This is a genomic window from Desulfitobacterium dehalogenans ATCC 51507 (assembly GCF_000243155.2).
Lineage (GTDB): Bacteria > Bacillota > Desulfitobacteriia > Desulfitobacteriales > Desulfitobacteriaceae > Desulfitobacterium > Desulfitobacterium dehalogenans.
Window position 1 is genome coordinate 1961426 of the sequence record NC_018017.1, and the last position, 20078, is coordinate 1981503.

19 protein-coding genes, 1 tRNA gene and 1 pseudogene are annotated in these 20078 nt (G+C 43.4%); 10 read left to right on the forward strand and 11 right to left on the reverse strand.

Features of this window, described 5'->3' with window-relative positions:
* Window positions 1-30: 30 nt before the first annotated feature.
* Window positions 31-117: transfer RNA gene (locus DESDE_RS09425), tRNA-Leu, on the forward strand.
* A gap of 444 nt (window positions 118-561) precedes the next feature.
* Here DESDE_RS09425 and DESDE_RS22750 read toward each other — a convergent pair.
* The 6 genes from DESDE_RS22750 to DESDE_RS09450 all read right to left on the reverse strand — a co-directional run bounded on the left by DESDE_RS22750 (window position 562) and on the right by DESDE_RS09450 (window position 6190).
* Complete coding sequence (locus DESDE_RS22750) at window positions 562-690, reverse strand: hypothetical protein (RefSeq protein WP_014793807.1); 129 nt, start codon at window positions 688-690, stop codon at window positions 562-564.
* 703 nt (window positions 691-1393) lie between these two features.
* Entirely contained in the window at window positions 1394-1672 is a 279-nt protein-coding gene (locus DESDE_RS09435; RefSeq protein WP_014793810.1) for a hypothetical protein, read from the reverse strand.
* A 428-nt stretch (window positions 1673-2100) separates the two neighbouring features.
* Window positions 2101-3384, reverse strand: a complete 1284-nt coding sequence (locus DESDE_RS09440) for an IS110 family RNA-guided transposase (RefSeq protein WP_014793811.1) — start codon at window positions 3382-3384, stop codon at window positions 2101-2103.
* A 705-nt stretch (window positions 3385-4089) separates the two neighbouring features.
* Window positions 4090-4248, reverse strand: a complete 159-nt coding sequence (locus tag DESDE_RS22040; protein ID WP_014793812.1) for a hypothetical protein — start codon at window positions 4246-4248, stop codon at window positions 4090-4092.
* A gap of 155 nt (window positions 4249-4403) precedes the next feature.
* On the reverse strand, window positions 4404-5297 hold the full coding sequence (locus tag DESDE_RS09445; RefSeq protein ID WP_242831377.1) for a BRCT domain-containing protein: 894 nt from the start codon (window positions 5295-5297) through the stop codon (window positions 4404-4406).
* 89 nt (window positions 5298-5386) lie between these two features.
* On the reverse strand, window positions 5387-6190 hold the full coding sequence (locus tag DESDE_RS09450) for a sulfite exporter TauE/SafE family protein (protein ID WP_014793814.1): 804 nt from the start codon (window positions 6188-6190) through the stop codon (window positions 5387-5389).
* A 105-nt stretch (window positions 6191-6295) separates the two neighbouring features.
* On the opposite strand from DESDE_RS09450, the gene DESDE_RS09455 reads away from it, so the two are divergent.
* From DESDE_RS09455 to DESDE_RS09470, 4 genes are all read left to right on the forward strand, one after another.
* A complete protein-coding gene (locus DESDE_RS09455) occupies window positions 6296-7210 on the forward strand; it encodes a LysR family transcriptional regulator (protein WP_014793815.1) in 915 nt (304 codons plus the stop codon).
* A 360-nt stretch (window positions 7211-7570) separates the two neighbouring features.
* Window positions 7571-8086: a GNAT family N-acetyltransferase gene (locus DESDE_RS09460; protein ID WP_242831378.1), complete on the forward strand. Its 516-nt coding sequence runs from the start codon at window positions 7571-7573 to the stop codon at window positions 8084-8086.
* Window positions 8087-8282: 196 nt separating this feature from the next.
* Window positions 8283-9677, forward strand: coding sequence for an amino acid permease (locus tag DESDE_RS09465; RefSeq protein ID WP_014793817.1), 1395 nt, complete (start codon window positions 8283-8285; stop codon window positions 9675-9677).
* A 97-nt stretch (window positions 9678-9774) separates the two neighbouring features.
* A complete protein-coding gene (locus DESDE_RS09470) occupies window positions 9775-11196 on the forward strand; it encodes a tryptophanase (RefSeq protein ID WP_014793818.1) in 1422 nt (473 codons plus the stop codon).
* A gap of 98 nt (window positions 11197-11294) precedes the next feature.
* Here DESDE_RS09470 and DESDE_RS09475 read toward each other — a convergent pair whose 3' ends face one another.
* Window positions 11295-11672 carry a RidA family protein gene (locus tag DESDE_RS09475; RefSeq protein ID WP_014793819.1) on the reverse strand — a complete coding sequence of 126 codons (378 nt, stop codon included), beginning with the start codon at window positions 11670-11672 and terminating at the stop codon, window positions 11295-11297.
* A gap of 175 nt (window positions 11673-11847) precedes the next feature.
* Here DESDE_RS09475 and DESDE_RS09480 point away from each other — a divergent pair, with 175 nt between their 5' ends.
* The gene (locus DESDE_RS09480) at window positions 11848-12321 is read left to right on the forward strand and encodes an HD domain-containing protein (protein WP_014793820.1); all 474 of its coding nucleotides are present in this window, start codon (window positions 11848-11850) and stop codon (window positions 12319-12321) included.
* Between the two features lie 94 nt (window positions 12322-12415).
* Here DESDE_RS09480 and DESDE_RS09485 read toward each other — a convergent pair.
* A pseudogene (locus DESDE_RS09485) lies at window positions 12416-12910 on the reverse strand (PEP/pyruvate-binding domain-containing protein); the annotation flags it as partial.
* A 156-nt stretch (window positions 12911-13066) separates the two neighbouring features.
* Here DESDE_RS09485 and DESDE_RS09490 point away from each other — a divergent pair.
* Window positions 13067-13543 (forward strand): RNA polymerase sigma factor, encoded by a 477-nt coding sequence (locus DESDE_RS09490; RefSeq protein ID WP_014793821.1) that lies wholly within the window; start codon window positions 13067-13069, stop codon window positions 13541-13543.
* Window positions 13540-13872: a zf-HC2 domain-containing protein gene (locus DESDE_RS09495; protein ID WP_014793822.1), complete on the forward strand. Its 333-nt coding sequence runs from the start codon at window positions 13540-13542 to the stop codon at window positions 13870-13872. The genes DESDE_RS09490 and DESDE_RS09495 overlap by 4 nt, the downstream gene beginning before the upstream one ends.
* Before the next feature lie 81 nt (window positions 13873-13953).
* On the opposite strand, the gene DESDE_RS09500 is transcribed toward DESDE_RS09495, so the two are convergent.
* The 3 genes from DESDE_RS09500 to DESDE_RS09510 are packed head-to-tail and all read right to left on the reverse strand — an operon-like array spanning window position 13954 to window position 15787.
* Window positions 13954-14733: a YfjL-like protein gene (locus DESDE_RS09500; protein ID WP_014793823.1), complete on the reverse strand. Its 780-nt coding sequence runs from the start codon at window positions 14731-14733 to the stop codon at window positions 13954-13956.
* A gap of 6 nt (window positions 14734-14739) precedes the next feature.
* On the reverse strand, window positions 14740-15288 hold the full coding sequence (locus DESDE_RS09505; RefSeq protein ID WP_014793824.1) for a zf-HC2 domain-containing protein: 549 nt from the start codon (window positions 15286-15288) through the stop codon (window positions 14740-14742).
* Complete coding sequence (locus DESDE_RS09510) at window positions 15281-15787, reverse strand: RNA polymerase sigma factor (RefSeq protein WP_014793825.1); 507 nt, start codon at window positions 15785-15787, stop codon at window positions 15281-15283. The genes DESDE_RS09505 and DESDE_RS09510 overlap by 8 nt, the downstream gene beginning before the upstream one ends.
* A 170-nt stretch (window positions 15788-15957) precedes the next feature.
* On the opposite strand from DESDE_RS09510, the gene polA reads away from it, so the two are divergent.
* Complete coding sequence (gene polA, locus DESDE_RS09515) at window positions 15958-18579, forward strand: DNA polymerase I (protein WP_028305527.1); 2622 nt, start codon at window positions 15958-15960, stop codon at window positions 18577-18579.
* A 60-nt stretch (window positions 18580-18639) separates the two neighbouring features.
* Complete coding sequence (mutM, locus tag DESDE_RS09520) at window positions 18640-19461, forward strand: bifunctional DNA-formamidopyrimidine glycosylase/DNA-(apurinic or apyrimidinic site) lyase (RefSeq protein ID WP_014793827.1); 822 nt, start codon at window positions 18640-18642, stop codon at window positions 19459-19461.
* Window positions 19462-20078 lie beyond the last annotated feature (617 nt).

Here is a 20078-nt window from a genome sequence, read left to right on the forward strand (position 1 = left end):
TGTTGCCTAGGTGACCTGCTCAAGCAGTATGCGAGTGTGGCGGAACAGGCAGACGCGACGGTCTCAAAAACCGTTATCTTTACGGATGTGTCGGTTCGATTCCGACCACTCGCACCAACCTAAAAACCAATCCCTGCAAGCATTGCGGGGATTTTTTATTTTATCAAAATCCGAAATGATAAAAATTAGGTGGAACAAAACTGGAACATCTGATTTAAGAAAAGGTCAGCCCTTTGGGGTTGGCCTTTTTTAGCATTGTTCGACGTGTTAGAGCTACTTATGAGTAGGCCAATCTATTACCAGAAAAAAGCGGTGATTATAAAAAAGTTTGCGGTACATTACGGCATGATAGCGTGAGACTATTTGGAGAGACTCTTCATGGAAAAGTGTCACCTTGTCCTCGTAACATGCATAGATTATATCAGGTCCGCTTAGCTAACCTTAATCCTAAACGTATTAGTGTTCCCTCTTTTCCATTTAAAGCGGCTAGGTGAAATATATACTAGCCGCATATGACAACAAAAAGGCCAGGGCAATTCGCCTGGCCTTTCTTTTATCGATTTAGAAGATTACGCCTAACGCAATCAGGATAAGAATTGCAATAGCAATGATCCCAACGCCGACAAAACTGCCCATACCGCCACCAGGGCAACATACGCCACCCATTCCGAAAGAACCCATTCCGTACATGACATGACCTCCTTCCAATTATTTTATTTATTTATGCTTAGAATACGATGCCCAACGCAATGAGCAAAAGAATGATTACAACGACGATTGCAATACCTTCGAATCTCTCTTCACGACGTTCACAGCCTCCGTCAAAACCAAGTGCCATTTGAATTCCTCCTTTACCCGAAGATACTACAGCTTATGATTTATCTAAAGGAATTGCCACAATATGGGAATATGCAAGGCGGTGATGCAATGTGCAGATGTAGATTATATGTGCCTGTAGAAGTGGGCGCAAAAGGGAATTGCGCTAACTGTAGTCGGTGGACGGGAAAGAAGTGCAGGGATGAGGCGGAGCTGCTTGCGCGTGAACAGAAGAAGCATGGGTGGGCTGATAGGATGATGCGGAAGAATCTGGGAATATATTTGGAGTATAAGGAATATCCTTCCTTTTTGACGAAATAGAGAGACAAAAGGGGAGGAGGTTTTTTTAGTATCGTCTAAATCAATTATGAATCGTCACTGTCACCGCTATCCATTTCTTCCTTTGTATAGCCGTAACAAATCTATGTCCAAGGCCGGCCATGCATGACTAGCTCAAAGCGGGATCAAGCGACGTTCCGGAGAGCGTTTCGACCACGCCAGGTGCTTGTAACACTTTCTCGGACATAGCATATAATTATAGTGGGGTGCCGAAGCCTGGTTTCTTGTTTTAGAATTGTCACACATTCTGGGGCATGTCCATATAGTGTAGTGGGTGTTGGGTCAAACTGAATAGGGCTATGACATCTTTTTGGCTTGCATTAGCTCCAAAAACTACTGCAATAAAGGTGACGACACTTTCAGGGAGAGCAGTACTAAATGCGGCTAAAACAGTACCGACAGCATTTTTTGAGATATTAAATCTTAACCCCACCCATTCGATTCCATTTACGAATAATTCACAACTAAAATAGATTAATATTGCTGAAAGCACCAGTGCTGCCAACATTAAAGCCATTGTTATCCTCCCTATAATATTTTTTGATTTTCTTTGAATATCTCGCTTTTTCATAGAATTCCTTACCAAACAAACTAGCTCACCACGGATAGAATTCGCATAGAATGCCTAATTCAGAGAATTTGGGTATAGCAAAGCAAACGTCTGCTTTTTTGGCATATGTTGGCCGTTGTAAACCCATTATTCTCACGGTGGTAAACCTCCCATGTCTAACAGGGTCAAGGTTAAAACCTGCCCTAAATTCCTTCGTTCCACCTATCCATGATTGGGTGTCAGTTATGCTCCTCAACCGAGTCTTTGCTCTAATGGTGAACTATGCGACTGACTACCAGCTCTTTTGTCTTGCTAGGTTACCTAGATTGTTCGCTTCTGGGGTGACGCTTTAACCCAAAGATCGTTTGTTTCTTATGGTTTCGCTACTATTCCTCTTACGCAGCTAAATACTCAGCTGGGCGATGTATGTCTGTAATGAGCTTCTTCGGGTCATAGTCTGTACCCTTTGTTAATATGGCGTAGAACACCCGAATCAGTTTACAGCTTAAGGCAATTAACGATTGTTTCTTCTTCAGAGGGTTCTTACTCCTGGTCGTATAGTAGTTGTGTATCTCTGCAAACTCTGCGTTTTTTGCGACGAGTGGCATTACTGCCTGAAATAGAATCGCCCTTAGTCGTGCGCGGCCGCGCTTGCTGATCGTGGTCTGTCCTTTGTGCTTACCCGAGCTACTCTCTCGCAAGGCTAAGCCCGCAAGTTTTTGAATTTGCTTTGGAGAATTAAAACGCTTGATATCCCCAACTTCGGAGAGAAAACCTGCCACAGTAACAAGGCCAACACCTTTAATTTCAAGTAACTTGGCTACTTCGGGGATTTGACAACACAACCCATCAATGGTTTCAGTGACTGCCTGATATTGTGCCGTTTTAGTGTGATAGTCTTGGAGTAATAGCTGAATTTCCATTCGGGAACAAGACTCTCCTTCGGTGCAACCAATGCTCTTCTGAGCAGCTTCATACAGGCTCTTAGCCCTTTTCATTCCCACTGCTCTCAACTTGTTGTCTCTCCAAATTCGGTTTATTCCTTCTACTCCCAGCCTTTCAATGTCCTTAGGTAGCGGAGCAACTTGCAATACCAGCATGCTACTTGTGGCATCAAACTTTCCAAATACCGTTTCATGCTCGGGAAAGTAGATCTTCAGCCACCGCTGAATGCGATTTTTTATACTGTTCAATTCCTTTTGGATGCGCATTCTGCAAACCATCGCTATTCGCAGTTCTGCATAGATCCCTTCCGGTATATAGGGTTCATTGTATCTACCCTCAATGACCAGCTTAGCGATGGTTTTGGGGTCCTTTGCATCCGTTTTGCTGGGGTGGTTGTCATCAAGCTCCTTACTACGCTTTACATGGAATGGGTTGACGAGGACTAACTTTATGCTTTGCTCTTTTAGGTAGGATGCCAGGCCAAACCAGTAATGGCCGGTTGGCTCTGCGCCTACCACTGTACAGTCCTTTTGTGCTTGCCTTTTTAAATGTTCAATCCATGCGTAGAAATCCTTGAATCCTTCAGCACTGTTTTCAAACTTGAATACTTTGCCTAGCTCGACTCCTCGCCAGTCGAAAGCCCTGGCGTAATGAAGCTCGCTGGCGATGTCCACTCCGATCACAATACTTCTTTCGGATAGTTGCTTTAGCTTCTCGTTTTGTGTAAAATTCATTTGGGATGACCTCCGTTATTTTGATTGGATTCTGTTGGCCAACAGTCCTTTCAAATTGTAACGTGAGGTCTTCTTTTTGACAAAGATCATTTTTGACTACTACAGGAATGCTCCTTATAAAAAAATAGAGACTTTCGACGTATTGTAATACGTCAAAAGTCTCGTTACGCTTTCTAGCGAAATAGTGCCAGGCCTTAAGCCAGAATGTTGACACTATTTTAAAACTACTCCCCTTGAACATTTGTAGTGTACCAAATAAGACTAGTGTAATCAAGAAGATATTGACATTAAATAAAATATAACCCTGCTGTCATTTTTAAGCTATATCTTACTCTTCCAAAACTTCCCTGTGCATACATGTTTCATATAGGGTACTATGGAACGTAGGTTCTATGTACGAACATATATCTTAGGTGATTATATTGAAAGTCATCATGGCCCCGGTCGAAATGATAGCTAAATTTAAGGACAGAAATCCTACTCCATCAAGATTCAGGTAAGGACCAGGTCTTCGACGTAGAGCAAATTCTTTCGACGAGTGAGGAAAAGCTCGCTGCGAACAGGATGAAAATCTACAGCTGTCGGAGTGAGATAGCAGGTCAGATAACACGATATGAACTAAAGTTTGAGCTGCAAACGTGCAAATGGTTTGTATAAGATGTAAAAAAGGAGAGCTTCACAGTTCTCCTTTTTTAATGGGGCAAATTAAGTAGGATTTTTGGCTCGCTTTCTTTGTTCCTCTAGGGTTTCCCCTAATCGTTCAATTTGTGGCTCATTTATCTCCGATTTTATTTCTTGAAATCTCTGATCCATTTCGGGAAATTTATTTGCTAATTCTTCTCTTCTTGCTTTATCTTTGCTCAAAAGAAACCCCTCCTTTAAATAAAGTTAGCAGCACTAAGAGTATTTCCCTAATTTAATAGAATGATGTTTGGGATTTTTTGTTGAAAAGAAAATCGCCCCGAGATGTGGTCCCTGGGGTTACTTTTTATTGGTCCTTATATTTTTCTCTTGTCAGTCTATTTTAAATACAATTCATAGTGTATCCCTTTATTCTTTGCGTAGGGAAAACACTCATCCCAAAAATCATTTTCATGAAGTATAGTAATTTTTCTTCCTTCTTTTCTTAAGTTAACAGCAGCTTCCACCTTTCTCCCATAACAGGAAAAGGCCCAACAGGGATTTCCTTCAGCGCCAATAATCAAATAATCAGTGGACTTAGTAACATTCATGGAGAAAATACCGTCTGCAAGTACAATTAAGGACTGTAAACCCTTGCGGGAAGCTGTTGTGGAAACTCCGGTAAAACAAAAAGTTGAGTTCGGCAAAACGATTTCAGGACAAACAGCACATATTCCTTTTACATCGTATTTTTGCCTTAACTCTTGGAGTTCATTTTTGCAAACGTTCAGGGAAACCAAAGTATCTATAAAATTACCTATGAAAGATTTAAACATGTCCTTTTCGTTATCAGTAATGACGCCATCTTCTAGAATAGAAGTAAGCAAGCTATCGATTTCGTCGTAAGGATAGCACTTGCTTAGAAAATCGTGGTCATCTATCCAACCACGGAGATTTCTAATCTCGGCATCAGTTATCTGGTTATCGGCTAGGAGGCCGTGTAAAATACCGTGTAGTGTTTGAAGCGAGCATGTTAAATCATCGTAGTATTCACTCGAAGATTGCAGCTTGGAAGCCAACCAAAAAATATCATCTATTTCATCTTGTGTGAGAATGCCGTCGTTAAGTGCTGAATCGATTATCGGCAATAACTCATTAAAAGGATGAAATCTCCCGTACTGGCGGTAAAAGTTACACCAATGAACAAGCTCATTAAACTCGTCTTTAGTAACAATGCCATCTATTGTTATTCCTTTTAAGATACCAATGAGGTTATTGAGTATCTTATCCATCTCTGATTTTCTGGTGTATTTCCTAAATTCCATCCGATCGTAATTGACGATCTCTTCAAAACCTGTCGGAAGGCAAAATCCGAAAGGAGTCAATTATTCCACAAAACTTGAAATATTAATAAAACTAATATAATAGGTAACAATCGTTCAAGATATTTCGCTGAAATATAGGGGAGCAGATTCAATCCCAACTGAGAACCAATAATAGATCCGATTGTAATTGGCCATACATAGCCCCAATTAATAAATCCCGTCAGATAAAACCAAATAAAGGCACCGCTACAACTTGAAAATATCAAGACTCTCGTATATTCCGCTGCTTTCAAATATGAAAACCCTCGTTTTAAGAAATACAGAATACTCATGGTAGAGGAACCTGGACCAAATCCACCATCATACATGCCTATTAATAATGGCAGTATAGTTAGTTGTCGTTTGGAAGTAGAATTTTGCATTTTAGACGCTACTAATTTTTTTCTTTTCACTGTTATGACTAGAGTAAACAAAAGAAAGATACATGCTACAACATTCATGACTTCTGTTGAAAGTTTAACCGTCACAAAAGCACCAAATACTCCACCACAGAACGCAGTACATAATAACCACCATATATTCTGTAGTGTAATTTTTCTTTGGTAAAGCAGCGTCATAACGTTTACAAAAGCCGCTAATCCTGAAGAAAATTTATTTGTAGCAACACTCATTTGTACAGGAATTCCTAACAACATCATTGCAGGTAATGTAATCAATCCACCTCCGCCGTATAATGTTCCTACAATGGAAGCTAAAAAACCGATGATAAATAATAAACTCATTACATGAGATGGTTCATACGAGTAAAAGAGAATAAATGATAAGACAGAAAAAATGCTATAAACTAAACTCGCTTTCATATGACACCTCTTCCTTACTATACATAATAGGCAGAGGTTAATCATTAGTATAATATATAATTATTCGATACTCATAAATTAATTTTATATAAAGGAGGATATCTTTTGAATTTGCACGCACTCAATATCTTTATAAAAGTAGCCACATTGCAAAGTGTTACTAAGGCAGCAGAACAATTGTGTATCAGTCAGCCTGCTGTTACGATACAAATTCGTAATTTAGAAAAAGAATTGGATTTAAAGTTACTGGAGCCAAGTGGTCGTGGTGTACAATTAACACCGGATGGGGAGTTTATTTATAATGAAGGAAGAAGAATTTTTTTACTTAAGCAATCGATTGAAAATAAGATCAAAGAACATAAAAATAATAAAATGCAATCCTTTAAAATTGCTGCTACATATGTACCTAGTTACTATTTATTACCATCTCTATTAGCTCAATACAAAATACAATACCCACTCTCCAGGATATCTTTAGAAACAGGAAATACACAATATGTCATTTCTCAAATATTAGACTACGAAGTGGATATAGGTGTGATCGTCAGTGAAGGCCAACGGCATCCCGACATCCATTACGAGCATTTTTTAGACATGTCCTATTGTTTTATAGTACCTATTAATCATCCTTTTGCCTACCAAGAAATTACAATTCATCAATTCGTTCAAGAACCTATAGTTTTACGCGAGAAGGGGAGTTCGACAAGATCTTTGTTAGAAGCTTTTTGTAAAATTTATGATTGCCCTTTTCCACCAATCGGTCTGCAATTAAGCGGGTTAAATGAATCATTAAAAGCAGTTGCAGCAGGATTTGGTACAATGTTAGCACCTTCTATTGCTATTGAAGAATTACTCCATCAAAAAAAAATTGCTGTCGTTTCGATTAAAAATATTCAGTTAACAAGACCAATCTATTTATGTATGCGAAAAGTAGATGGTACTCCCACAGCAATGACCAGTTCTTTTATCAAATTCTTAAAGAGGCAGAGCCATAAGATCGATGAAATTCAATATAAATAGGTTTCCACTTTTGCCATCTTACAATTTATCTTACCTTATCAAAATATTGCCTATAATTAATCAGCAAGCGTAAATTTACAGACGATATGTGGTATACTAAAATAAACAGGAGCCATGTTCGCAGCATGACTCCCGGCAACAGCCGCTTGAAGAGCGGTCGGCTTAAAAAGTACGGAATAGACCGAACCTTTGTGCTTGGGCGGTCTATTTCCTATTTTGGAAGGAAAGTATTAACACGATCAAGGTCGCGAATGAAATCATCAGGTATAACACACAAGCACTCGGAATAGAGTGCTTTTTATGTCAATAATAACCAGCCAAGCCGTATCCTACATCAGGAACAAAAACGCTCTATCGTTTGTGGAGGAAAAAATGGATATACACTATCACAGGTTTTCATTAGAAGAAGTTGACAGAGTAAGTGAGCAGATAACAATAAGCTATACATCAGCATACAAAGGTTTGATGGATTCAGCTTATTTGAATTCTATCACAAAGCATCATTGGTCACCGATTTTGCAAAATAGTATTTGTAATGGAGATACTTGCATTATTGCAACGTATAATAAAATAATTATCGGAAGTTCAGTTTTTGGTACGATTAATACCGAAGAAGGAAAATGTGCAGAATGGCATGCCTTCTATTTACTTCCGCAATATGTTGGTAGGGGCATTGGACATCTATTCTATCAAAATATAGAGAAAGAGATGATTAAACAGGGGTGTCAGTCATGTGTCCTTGAAGTATTGTCTTCTAATAAACGAGCAATTCGCTTTTATCTCTCGCATGGTTTTGAAAAGATACAAACATTTGTAGTTGAAGAATACGGAATGATCCTCTCTTGTGATAAAATGATAAAAAAACATAGTAATTAAGGCGGGAAAGCTCTGAAGCGGCTTCCCGCCTATTTTAATTGTGAGCCTTCATTTAAAAAACTATAAAACTGAGTTTATCCTTTGCTATACCTCACCGATTTTCCGAATTTACATCTCTTTAGGTGTATTTAAAAGGCCTATTAAGGTTAATCTAAGCTTGGATTTAAGTCCATCTGTCTCAGAAAGGGGATGTAAAATGAGTTCAGAAAAAGATCATCATGATCGAGTAGAACTGCACCGCGGTCTCAAGAACAGACATATTCAGATGATCGCTCTGGGTGGCGCGATTGGAACAGGGTTGTTTTATGGTTCGGCGACAACGATTCAATTGGTTGGTCCGGCGATTATCGTCTCCTACCTCATGGGCGGTACGGCTATCTTTTTTATTGTCAGGGCATTAGGAGAGATGTGTGTCGATCAGCCTGTAGCTGGAGCCTTTTCCTACTTTGCTTATAAGTATCTGGGTGATTTCCCGGGATTTTTTTCAGGGTGGAACTATTGGTTTAACTACATAGCCGTCAGTATGGCTGAATTAACGGTTGTGGGAGTGTATATCAACTTTTGGTATCCTAATGTTCCTCAGTGGGTAACGGCCTTGGCTTTCTTGGTGATCATTACCTTAATCAACCTCATCAATGTTGAGGCTTTCGGGGAATTCGAATTCTGGTTCGCTTTGATTAAGGTTGTAGCCATTCTGGCGATGATTGCCTTTGGTTTGGTTATGATTTTTTTTGGAATAGGGACTCACGGCGCTGTAGGATTCAGCAATCTCTGGGCACACGGAGGCTTTTTGCCCAACGGAATATGGGGATTGCTCCTATCCTTGGTGATTGTGATGTTTTCCTTCGGTGGGGTTGAGCTGATCGGGATTACGGCAGCAGAAGCAGACGATCCTAAGCGCTCCATTCCTAAGGCTATCAACCAGGTCGTATGGCGGATTCTGATTTTCTATATTGGTGCCTTGACCATCCTCATGATTCTTTACCCATGGAATCAAATCGGAACGGCAGGAAGTCCCTTCGTCGAAATCTTTTCCGCAATTGGAATACCCGCAGCGGCTCATATCTTAAACTTTGTCGTTTTAACAGCGGCTCTTTCAGTGTATAACAGCGGAATTTACAGTAATGGACGTATGCTTCATGGATTAGCCCTGCAAGGGAATGCTCCAAAGTTTTTGACCAAAGTAAGCCGTAATGGAATACCGATTAATGGGGTATTTGCTTCTTCTGCCGTAACCTTAATAGCGGTTATCCTCAATTTCCTTGTTCCAGGGAAGGTTTTTCTCTATCTCATTTCCATTGCGACCATTGCCGGTATCTTTAACTGGGCCATGATTTTGGTAACGCAGCTTAAGTTCAGGAAAGTGGAAGCAGAAAAGGGGAGAGAGGATGAATTACATTTTAAGATGCCTCTATTTCCTATTTCCAACTATATTGCCCTGGCGTTTTTGGCTATGGTCGTAGTGCTGATGGCTTATATTCCTGATATGGTTTATTCCCTGTATATTGGACCCATCTGGATTATTATTCTCTATATCGGGTATAAGTTCTTAAGACGTAATCCCGAGACAAAATCGACCCATAGGGAATAGTCGGCAGGTTGGCCAGTGGAAATATATAACGGTCATAAAAGAAAATTCAAAGGGGAAGATAACCTTGAATTCCCTATAATAGCAAAGGAGGATTTCTATGGTTAGAAAAGCAGAACCTTATCGTATAAAAATGGTTGAAACAATGCGCATAATACCTAGGGAAGCGCGTGAGAGGGCATTGCAGGAAGCGGGATATAACCCCTTCGCCCTGAAGGCTGAAGATGTCTATATTGATTTACTTACAGACAGCGGGACAGGAGCCATGAGTGATCATCAATGGTCGGCGATGTTACTTGGGGATGAGGCCTACGCCGGAAGCAAGTCCTTCTACAAAGTTAAAGATGCTGTAGCAGATATCTTCAAATACGAATATACGATTCCGACACACCAGGGCCGTGGCGCTGAGAAAGTTCTTTTTCCCCACTTAATTAAACATAAAGGACAATATGTACTGGGAAACATGCATTTCGATACGACTATGGCTCATATTGAACTCAACGGTGCGGTTCCCATAAACTTAGTCATTGAGGATGCCTTTGATACCCAAAAAGAACATCCTTTCAAAGGAAATTTTGATTTAGAAAAACTCGAGAAGTTCATTCAGGAAAAAGGCAAAGAAGAGATTGCTTTTATCATCATCACCGTTACCTGTAACTCTGCCGGGGGGCAGCCGGTTTCTATGGAGAATATTCGTGCCGTAAAGCAGATTGCGGATAAATACGGTATCTTTGTTAATATAGACTCGGCCCGCTTTGCTGAAAACGCCTATTTCATCAAGCAGCGTGAAAAAGGCTATGAGCGTGCCACTATTAAAGATATCGTCACTGAAATGTATTCTTGCGGGGATTCCTTTACGATGAGTGCGAAGAAGGATGCCATTGTCAACATGGGCGGTATTATTGGCATCAAAAACAATACCGAGCTCTTTCAAGCGGCAAGTGCCACTTGTGTACCTATGGAAGGGTTTGTAACCTATGGCGGCTTATCAGGCCGGGACATGGAAGCTTTAGCCGTTGGTCTTTATGAAGGTATAGATGAAGAATATCTGGAAAGCCGAATCGGTCAAGTAGAGTATTTAGGCGATGAGCTAAGGAAACGTGGTGTCCCCATTCAATGGCCTGTGGGCGGACATGCAGTATTCGTGGATGCTAAGAGGTTTTTACCCCATATCCCGGGTGACCAATTTCCGGCACAGGCTTTAACCAACGAATTGTACATCGAAACCGGTGTCCGTGCTGTCGAAGTAGGTTCTCTTCTCTTGGGCCGGGATCCGGATACAGGAAAACAGAAGGTTGCCGGAGCTGAATTCATGCGCCTGACCATTCCAAGACGGGTGTATACGGATCGGCATATGGATGTCATTGTGGATGGATTGGCTAAAATCGCGGAACGCCGTGATCAGATTAAAGGTCTGGAATTCGTTTATGAACCCAAGGTCCTACGTCATTTTCTCTGCAAGCTCAAACCCATTGGCCTCGACCCTAAAAAGGGAGAAGATGTCAGTCCGATGGTTCCTTAGAAATCAAGCAAACCTTACCAATAATAATAAACTCCGTATTTGCAATACGGAGTTTATTATTTGGGTATTCACTGTATAAGTTTCACGCCACATAAGCCTTAAACTAAGGCAATCGCTTCGATTTCAATAATAGCATCCTTGGGAAGACGCGCTACTTGTACAGCTGAACGGGCCGGTGGGTTCGAAGGGAAGTAGGAGCCGTAGACTTCATTCATCGCTGCAAAATCATTCATATCCCGGAGGAAAATAAGGGTCTTAACAATCTTGTCCATGGAAGAGCCGGCGCTTTCCAGGATGTTTTTTATATTTTCCAGAGATTGTTTGGTTGCTGTACGGATGTCGCTTTCTAATTCTCCTGTAGCCGGGTTCAAGGGCAATTGGCCTGAAGTAAAGACCAGATTACCGGCTTGTGTTCCTTGTGAGTAGGGTCCTATGGCCCCAGGGGCTTTCTCGGTGTTTAAAATTTTAAGAGACATACCTGACCTCCTGTTGTAACTTTTTAGTGGGAGTTTCTGATTTTATTTTACCTAATGGCCCCGTTATTATGTATCCGTCATTGAGACATCTTTCTTTTTGGGCCTGGGTTTGGCAGGTTATTCCTGGTATGGTATAGTGAAGACAGAAGGCAGGCAAGGGAAAAGAGGGATGAAGATGAAATGGGGATTCATTAATCATATGGAGAAAATCAATGAGCTTCTGGGGAATTTAGAGCAAGAAGAAATGGATCGGGACTATCCCATAGCCTGGGAGCGGACCCATGCCACGAGCTGTGCTCAAATGGGTCGCTTGCTGGCGCAAAAGCGCGGCGTTGATCTGGAGCTGGCGGCGCTGGCCTGTTCTCTTCATGATATTGGACGCTGGTACACCGGATTGCAGAGGGATCACGCCCTCCACGGAGAAGAGCCGGTCCGGCGCTTTTTGGCTGGTTCCTCTTTAACGGATGAGAATAAAAAAGGGATCATCCAGGCGGTAATCCGCCACTCCGAAAAGGATAAGGTGGGCAGCCCTTTAGAGGAAATCGTGAAAGATGCGGATATTTTGGACTGTTATTTTCATGGTGATGAAATCAACAAACCCTATCATGTAGCCCGGCTGAAGCAGGTCATGGAAGAGTTGGGACTATAGCAAAGGGATAAGGATTCTAAAGTTAAAAGACACTTTGCTTTCTCCAAGGACGGATTGGCAGAGTGTCTCTCTTTATTTTGGGTTATCTTCTTTGCTATTGAAGGGTGGTGATAGGTCGGCTTTGCAGAAAGTAAAAGGCTCCATCACCATAGCTCCATTCAATGTCTTGAGGTGTCCCTCCAAAGTGCTTTTCAATACTAAGACAATAACCGGCAAGCTCACGAACCTGCAGTGAGGTTAGACACCCTCGCAGTGGTCGCTTATACCCCGCAGTAACCGCTGGTATTTGTCCGGGTTTAGGTGCAGGTGTAAACCGAAGCACCGCTCCATCCGGTTTTCTTGCCAACCATTGGTCGGGGATAATTTCACCCTGGACTATGGCCTCCCCTAAGCCAGGAGCTCCATTAATCATTAGTTCATTGGCTTCTCCGGTCAAAGGATTGACTGTAAAGGCTACACCGGATACCTCGTGAGGTGCCATTTCCTGAAGTATCACCGCCAGGGCAACTCCGCTTTCTTCAAATCCCTGATTGGCGCGATAATGGATAGCCCGCGGGCTCCACAGGGAAGCCCAGCATTTTTTTACGGATGCGAGTGTATTTCTTTATTTGCTATTTGTTGTGAGTAAATAAAAGATGCTCATGCAGCAAATCATAGTTAGCCCCTCATTCAGCAACTTAGACAAAAATAAAAAACTTTGAAACGCTTTTACATAAGCTAAGTCTTATAGATGGGAGGTGAGAACGTGACGGACTTTGGGAAAATATATACAGAATACTTTTCTGATGTATATAAATATGTGCTGACCCTATGTCGGAACGAGGCCATTGCCGAAGAGGTTACACAGGAAACTTTTTTCAAAGCGATGCGGCATATCAATCAGTTCAATGGAAGTTGCAGATTATATGTATGGCTTTGTCAGATTGCAAAAAATACATATTTCTCGCTTTCCAATAAGCAAAGGCGGATGGCTCCGGGTCTTGATATGGATTTACCGGATTTAACAGCAGATTTAGAAAGAGATTTTCTCGATAAAGATGAGGCCAGACGATTACATAGTCTGCTTCATAATCTAAGCGATCCGTACAAAGAGGTCTTTACTTTAAGGGTATTCGGGGAACTGCCATTTTCTCAAATCGGTGAGTTGTTCGGAAAAACCGATAGCTGGGCAAGACTGATCTTTTATAGAGCAAAAAAGCAATTACAGGAGGCAATGAAATGAAAATATCTTGTGAGATCATTAAGGATTTACTGCCCTTGTACCACGATAATGTCTGCAGTAACGATAGCAAAAACCTGGTTGAAGAGCATCTTGCTTATTGTGATAGCTGCAAAGCAGAATTGCAGACGATGGATGATGAACTGCTCATGAGCCATGGAGAGAAGAATTTAAACGAAGCCGAAGCGGTTAAAAAACTATCGGATCGGTGGAGGAAAGGAATGATCACATCCTTATTGAAAGGTGTCTTGGGCACTCTATTGATGATTGTCCTGATAGCTCTTCTCCTCTATTGTTTTATGGGTTTTAGAATTTTACCCGCCCCAGTGTAGAAGGATGTGTTGTGAGTAAAGCTACCCGATTCGGGTAGCTTTTTCATCTTTTGGTGCCGCCTGCGCATGGCCGGCTACTTTTTATTTTTTATCCATTGCGTTGAGCTCCGCCACCCGGTCTGCTTCAAACTGCTCCATCACCTGGGGCAGATTTTTTTCATCCATGCGCTCTGCGGGGAAATCAGAAAGGGAAAGGGAGTTTACCCAAGAGGTTGCTTGATCTTCCTTTTCGGGCTTATTGGCAAGGGGGAGGAGGCGAACGCTGTACTGGCTGACCGGAATATTCTCTTCTTTGAGAACAATCTCCAAAGCTTTGGCTACTTCGGCAATTTTATTGTAGGAAAGGTCATCGCTGTAGAGGGTAACGTCCGCTATAAGGGGCAGAGGAGGATGATGAATATCCAGCTTCATGTCACGCTCAAGCTTCATGAGATCATGGTCATCCTTTGTAAACGGGAAGGAGATATATTCAAAATCATAGTCCAGCCTGCTGCCGATTAGCTCTTTGGCGATCTCCCGCATCTGGGCATCCAGCCGCCTGAAGGTGGTAAAATTACTGGCGACTTCGTTTTCATAGTTATCACGCAAAACCTTGCCAAAACTGTCGGTATCAATGCTGAAAGCGGTATCCTCACTTAAGGCTGACTGCACAAATACCTGGTAGGCACCGAACTTAAAGTTATAACCGGAGCTTTGGATTTCCAGATTCAGGTCGCTGTAGTTGGCGTCAATATACTTCTGAGCGGCTTGTTTGGCCAATAGATTGGAGACGGGGTTGCCCACCCAGGCGTTGACAAATAGAAACAGCAGGACAATCAAGCCGATTCCGGTGATTCCCGCCAGTATTTTTTTGATGTTCATAATTTTCTACACCTCTTTCTTAAATGCATAATGCAAGAGCCAAGCGATCAGAACCCCAACTGCACTGAAAGCGGAAAAAATGGCGGACCACCAGGCGGACATGGAAATTAAGTCAATGATGCCGGTGTAGGTCAGGATTCCGTCGATGAGTCCACGAACGAATACCCAGATAAAGGAGAAGGCAAACAGGCCCAGAGGAACAAAATAGGCTTTCCTTTTGAACAGCATATATCCAAAGCCGCCTATGGCAGGCATGATCAGCCCATTGTAGAACATATGCATACCGTTGGAGATGACCATTCCCAGCAGCGTTCCGGCCAACATAATGCTAAGCAGAAATAACATCATTTGTTTTTTGATTTTGCCTAACACTACTGTGTCATCCATAGCAGTATCTGCCCCCATATCTGCCTCAGTTTTTTCTCCCCAACTATCCGAACAGTGCTCACAGCCTGCAAGGTGCTCCTGCACCAGTAGGCGGCTGTCTTCACTGGCGATACCATCCTTGACCAGAGGTATTAAGTCCAGGCAGACAGGGCAGGAAATCTTATTCATAGGTATATCCCTCCTTTAACAGGATCGTTCTGATTTTATTCTTGGTGCGAAAATCAAGGACTCTTGCCGAGCTTTCCGAAATCTGATGCTTCCGGGCTATCTCATAAAAGGAATAGCCTTCAATCCGCATCAAAACAATATCTCTGTTTTTGTCAGGCTCCCGGTTCAGCAAATCATAAATCCTGTCCATCAGCTCCTTGGAGAGGATCGTTGATTCCAGACCGGCAGGATCGGAAAAATAGACTCCCATTAAATCTTCCGAGGTAAGCTCTTTTTTGCTTTTTCTTAAATGCCCATACCATGTGTAGCGGGCTATAGAGAACAGCCAGGTTTTAAGATCGGATCTCCCCTTAAACCCAGGCAGGGATTTAATGGCACTAAGAAAAACTTCCGAGGTCAAATCCTCTGAAAGGGGTTTGTTATGAGTAAGGCTTAATAGATAAGCATAGACGGCATCTTTATGCTGTTCATAGACCCTTTGAATGACTGAATCAGCCATACTTTTCCCCCTTTCATAGAATTAGTGTCAAATGAACAGGGTTTTGTTACAATGTACTTTAAATTATATAATATTGCTCATCCGGCGTCATGGACGAAAAAGAGGTAAAGGGTTTGGCAGGGTATCCTTCGGTATGGTATAGTAAAGTCGGAAAGAAAGGGGTTTTTTACATGTCAAAAATCCTTATATTAGATGGAAATAGTTTAGCCAACCGGGCTTTTTATGCTTTACCGATGATGACCACAGCCGATGGAAAGCCGACCAATGTGCTTCATGGCTTTATGACCATGGTGCTGAGATTGCTTCTCGAACAAAAACCGGACTATTGGGTTGTGGCTTTTGATAAGACCAAGGCTACGGTAAGAATAGAGCAATATGCGGATTACAAGGCCCAGCGGAAAGAGACTCCCGATGCTCTAAAACCCCAATTTGATTTCCTCAAAGAGCTGTTGACTGCTTTTTCCATGCCTATTCTGGAGTGCGCAGGCTATGAAGCCGATGATATCATCGCGACGGTAGCCTCTATGGCTGAGAAAAGGGAATGGGAAACTCAGATTTATACGGGGGACAGGGATGCCCTGCAGCTTATTTCTCCCCGAACCACGGTTTATCTGACCCGCAAAGGGATTACAGAGGTGGATGCCTATGACGAAGCGGCCCTCTACGAAAAGTATCAACTCCGGCCAGCCCAGATCATCGATCTTAAAGGACTGATGGGAGATGCTTCCGATAATATTCCCGGTGTGCCCGGAGTAGGGGAAAAAACAGCCCTGAAGCTTTTGTGGGAATACGGCAGTGTGGAGAATGTTCTTGAGAACATTGACAATATCTCTGGAAAGAAGCTCCAGGAGAATTTGCGCAATAACACGGATAAGGCTCTCTTAAGTAAGAAACTGGCCACTATGCTTTATGACATACCCACGGAGATTGACCTGGATAAATTGGCCTATCGCCGCCCGGATGAAAAAGTCTTTGCAGGGGCTTTGGACAAGTATGTCCTTAAAAGCGTAGCCCGGATCTGGCATGAACATCATGGGATAGGAGAAGAGGAGAGAGGCACTGCTCAGGAAGAAGCTTTGAAGCCCTGGCCTCTTCGTGAACTGAGTACAGAAGAGTGGCTGGTGCAGCTTGCAAAATGGCAGGCTGATACAACACCTCTTATTTTAACTTATGGCAGTACAGGGGGAAATCCTCATTGGGGAAAGGTCACCGACTGGGGAATGGCTGCAGAAGGAGAATCCTTTATCCTCAACTGGACCGACGCAGATCCGGAGGTTCGGCAGGCTTTCATTCACTTGCTCGAAGACCCTGCTGTCTCCAAGCAAGTAGGAGACAGCAAACTGCTTTATAGTCTGCTCCTTAATGAAGAGATCAATTTGCGCGGAGTAGCTTTAGATATCAGTCTGGCGGCTTACTTAATTAACCCTACCCGCAACAAATTTGAGTCCCTGGAACTGGTTAAGGAATATATCCCTGGTGTGGGGGAATTCGGGAATTTGGCTGAAGAAGCTTCCGCTTTAGCTCAAGTGGTAGATTCCTATAAGGAAACCCTTGAGGAACTTGGCCTGAGCGCTCTTCTTCATGAAATGGAGGAACCCTTAAGCCCCATCTTGGCACGGATGGAAAAGCAGGGGATTGCGGTGGATGTCCAAAGACTGAAAGAATTCGGTCAAGAGTTGACCGTGGAGCTTCAGCGTTTAGAGCAAGAGATCTATGCCGATGCGGGGGAAACCTTTAATATTAACTCTCCCCAGCAGTTGGGTCATATCCTCTTTGAAAAATTGGGGCTTCCCCCCATGAAAAAGACCAAAACCGGTTACTCCACGGATGCAGATACATTGGAAGAGTTAAGGACCCAACATCCTATCGTGGATAAGGTATTGGACTATCGTCAGTTAAGCAAGCTTATGTCCACTTATGTCAACGGCTTGCTGGCTCAGATTCACGAAGAAAGAGTCCATACTACCTTCCAGCAGACGGTAACAGCTACCGGCCGCTTATCCAGTACGGAGCCTAATCTGCAAAATATTCCGATACGCCTTGAGCTTGGGCGATTATTGCGGAAGGTCTTTACCCCTACTCAAGAAGGCTGGGTGCTTTTATCAGCGGATTATTCCCAAATTGAGCTGCGGATTTTAGCCCATTATTCTCAAGACCAAGTCCTTTGCGAATCCTTCTCTCTGAATCAGGATGTTCATACCCGTACCGCTTCAGAGGTGTTCGGGGTTCCTATGGAGGATGTCACGAAGGATATGCGCCGCAAAGCCAAGGCTGTTAACTTCGGGTTGATCTATGGGTTGACAGATTTTGGCTTAGGCAGGGATTTGGGTGTACCCCGTAAAGAAGCCAAAACCTATATCGAGAAATACTTCCATCGCTATGAAGGAGTCAAACGCTATCTGGAAGAGATCGTGGTCAAGGCTAAGGAAGAAGCACAGGTTCGCACCTTGCTCAATCGTTTGCGCCGGATTCCTGAATTACGGCACCCCAACCGGGTGCAGCGTCAATTCGGGGAGCGGATCGCCATGAATACTCCTATCCAGGGAACTGCCGCAGATGTTATGAAACTGGCTATGCTGGGCGTAGCTGAGGCCTTGAAGCCTTATCGAGCCAATCTCCTCTTGCAGGTCCACGATGAGTTGGTGATTGAAGTAGCTCCTGAGGATGTTGAAGAAGTGGCTAAAGTGGTCCGTGACGAGATGGAAAACGCTTTTCCTCTCTCTGTCCCTCTAACCGTAGAGTGTAAGACCGGTCCGAACTGGTATGATATGGAGTCCTATTCTTTTGAGTGAAAAACGCTCTAATCATGGATTGAGCTAGAGCAAATAATTTTTAATCATGAAGGTGTAATTATGCCGGAACTACCAGAAGTAGAAACCATTCGCAGAAGCCTGTGCCAGCGCATTCTTAATCTAAGGATTGAGGATATCCTGATTCGTTGGCCAGGTGCTGTAGAGGGATATGAAGGGAAAACCTTTGCAGATACTGTCAAGGGATTGAGGATTCAAAGTATCGAAAGACGTGGGAAATACCTTTTGTTTACCTTAGAAGAGGGCTGGTCCTTCATCGCTCATATGCGCATGACAGGACGCTTGGTTTACCACGCCCAAGGACAAGAACCGGAAAAGCATACCCATGTGGTTCTTAAGCTATCTTCAGGTGAGGTTCATTTTACCGATACGCGCAAATTCGGCCGGCTGCAGTTAGTGAGAACTGAGGAACGCCTCAAACAACCCTCTTTAGCCCGGTTGGGTCCGGAGCCTTTAGAAGGCGGCTTTAGCGCGGAAGAATTGGCACGGCGCCTGGCTCCCCGCAAGCTGGCTATTAAGGCAGCCCTCTTGGATCAGAACCTTCTGGCGGGAGTCGGCAATATCTATGCCGATGAGGCCTTATTTCGGGCGGGGATTGCCCCGGAGCGGTGTGCCAATTCTTTGACGAAAGAGGAGACAGAGAAGCTTTATACTGCCATTTGTCAAGTTCTTGAGGAGGGTATCGCCGCCAATGGCACCTCTTTCCGGGATTATCAGGATGCTAATGGAGAAAAAGGCGACTTTCAAAAGGAATTGAATGTCTATGGTCGTGGGGGAGAAGCGTGTAAATGTTGCGGCCATACTCTGGAAAGAATTCGTCTGGCCGGCAGGTCAACTGTGTTTTGCCCCCGCTGTCAGAGGTAAAGCTGATTCCGCTGCTCTGAGAAGGACTTGAAAGCGGAGTCTCCAGGATTTTGATTACACCGGTCGCTCCATAAGCTGCGCGGACAAAACTAACGCGAAAAGCCCACCGCTCCGTCGGGTGCCCGCCCAAATCACTCCTGCTCAATGGGCGGTTGGAAACGTCCTGTTTCCAACCCGACTCCGCTGCGTGCTTCTCGCGAAGTTTTGTTTCCGCTCGCTTAAATTCACTTCCCTTGTGTAAATCAAAATCCTTGGGCTGCCTTTCGGGTCTGAGTGGGCGGGGCGTTGTGTGAGTTGTGGGAGCTGTGGGGCAAGCTATCTTATCCAAGCCGCTTTTTCCGTCTTTACCGACGCCGCTTGAGGCGGCAAGGTCGGCGATTAAGCAAGGCTCTGAAGAAAGCCTGAGCTGACCCCGGAAATGTCTCGCAAAGAGCGTCAGATCCTCGGGGCTCCAGAGAAGAACTTAAAGAAACCCGCAAGACGTAGCTTTACGCAACAAAAGGGAACGGATTTCACTGTGTATAAGGCAGCTAAGGCTTCTGTTTCGCTTCACTCACCATAAGCCAAGCTTTCTTTAAGCGGAGGGGCGGTCAGGTTAACGAGGCTTTCTTAACGAA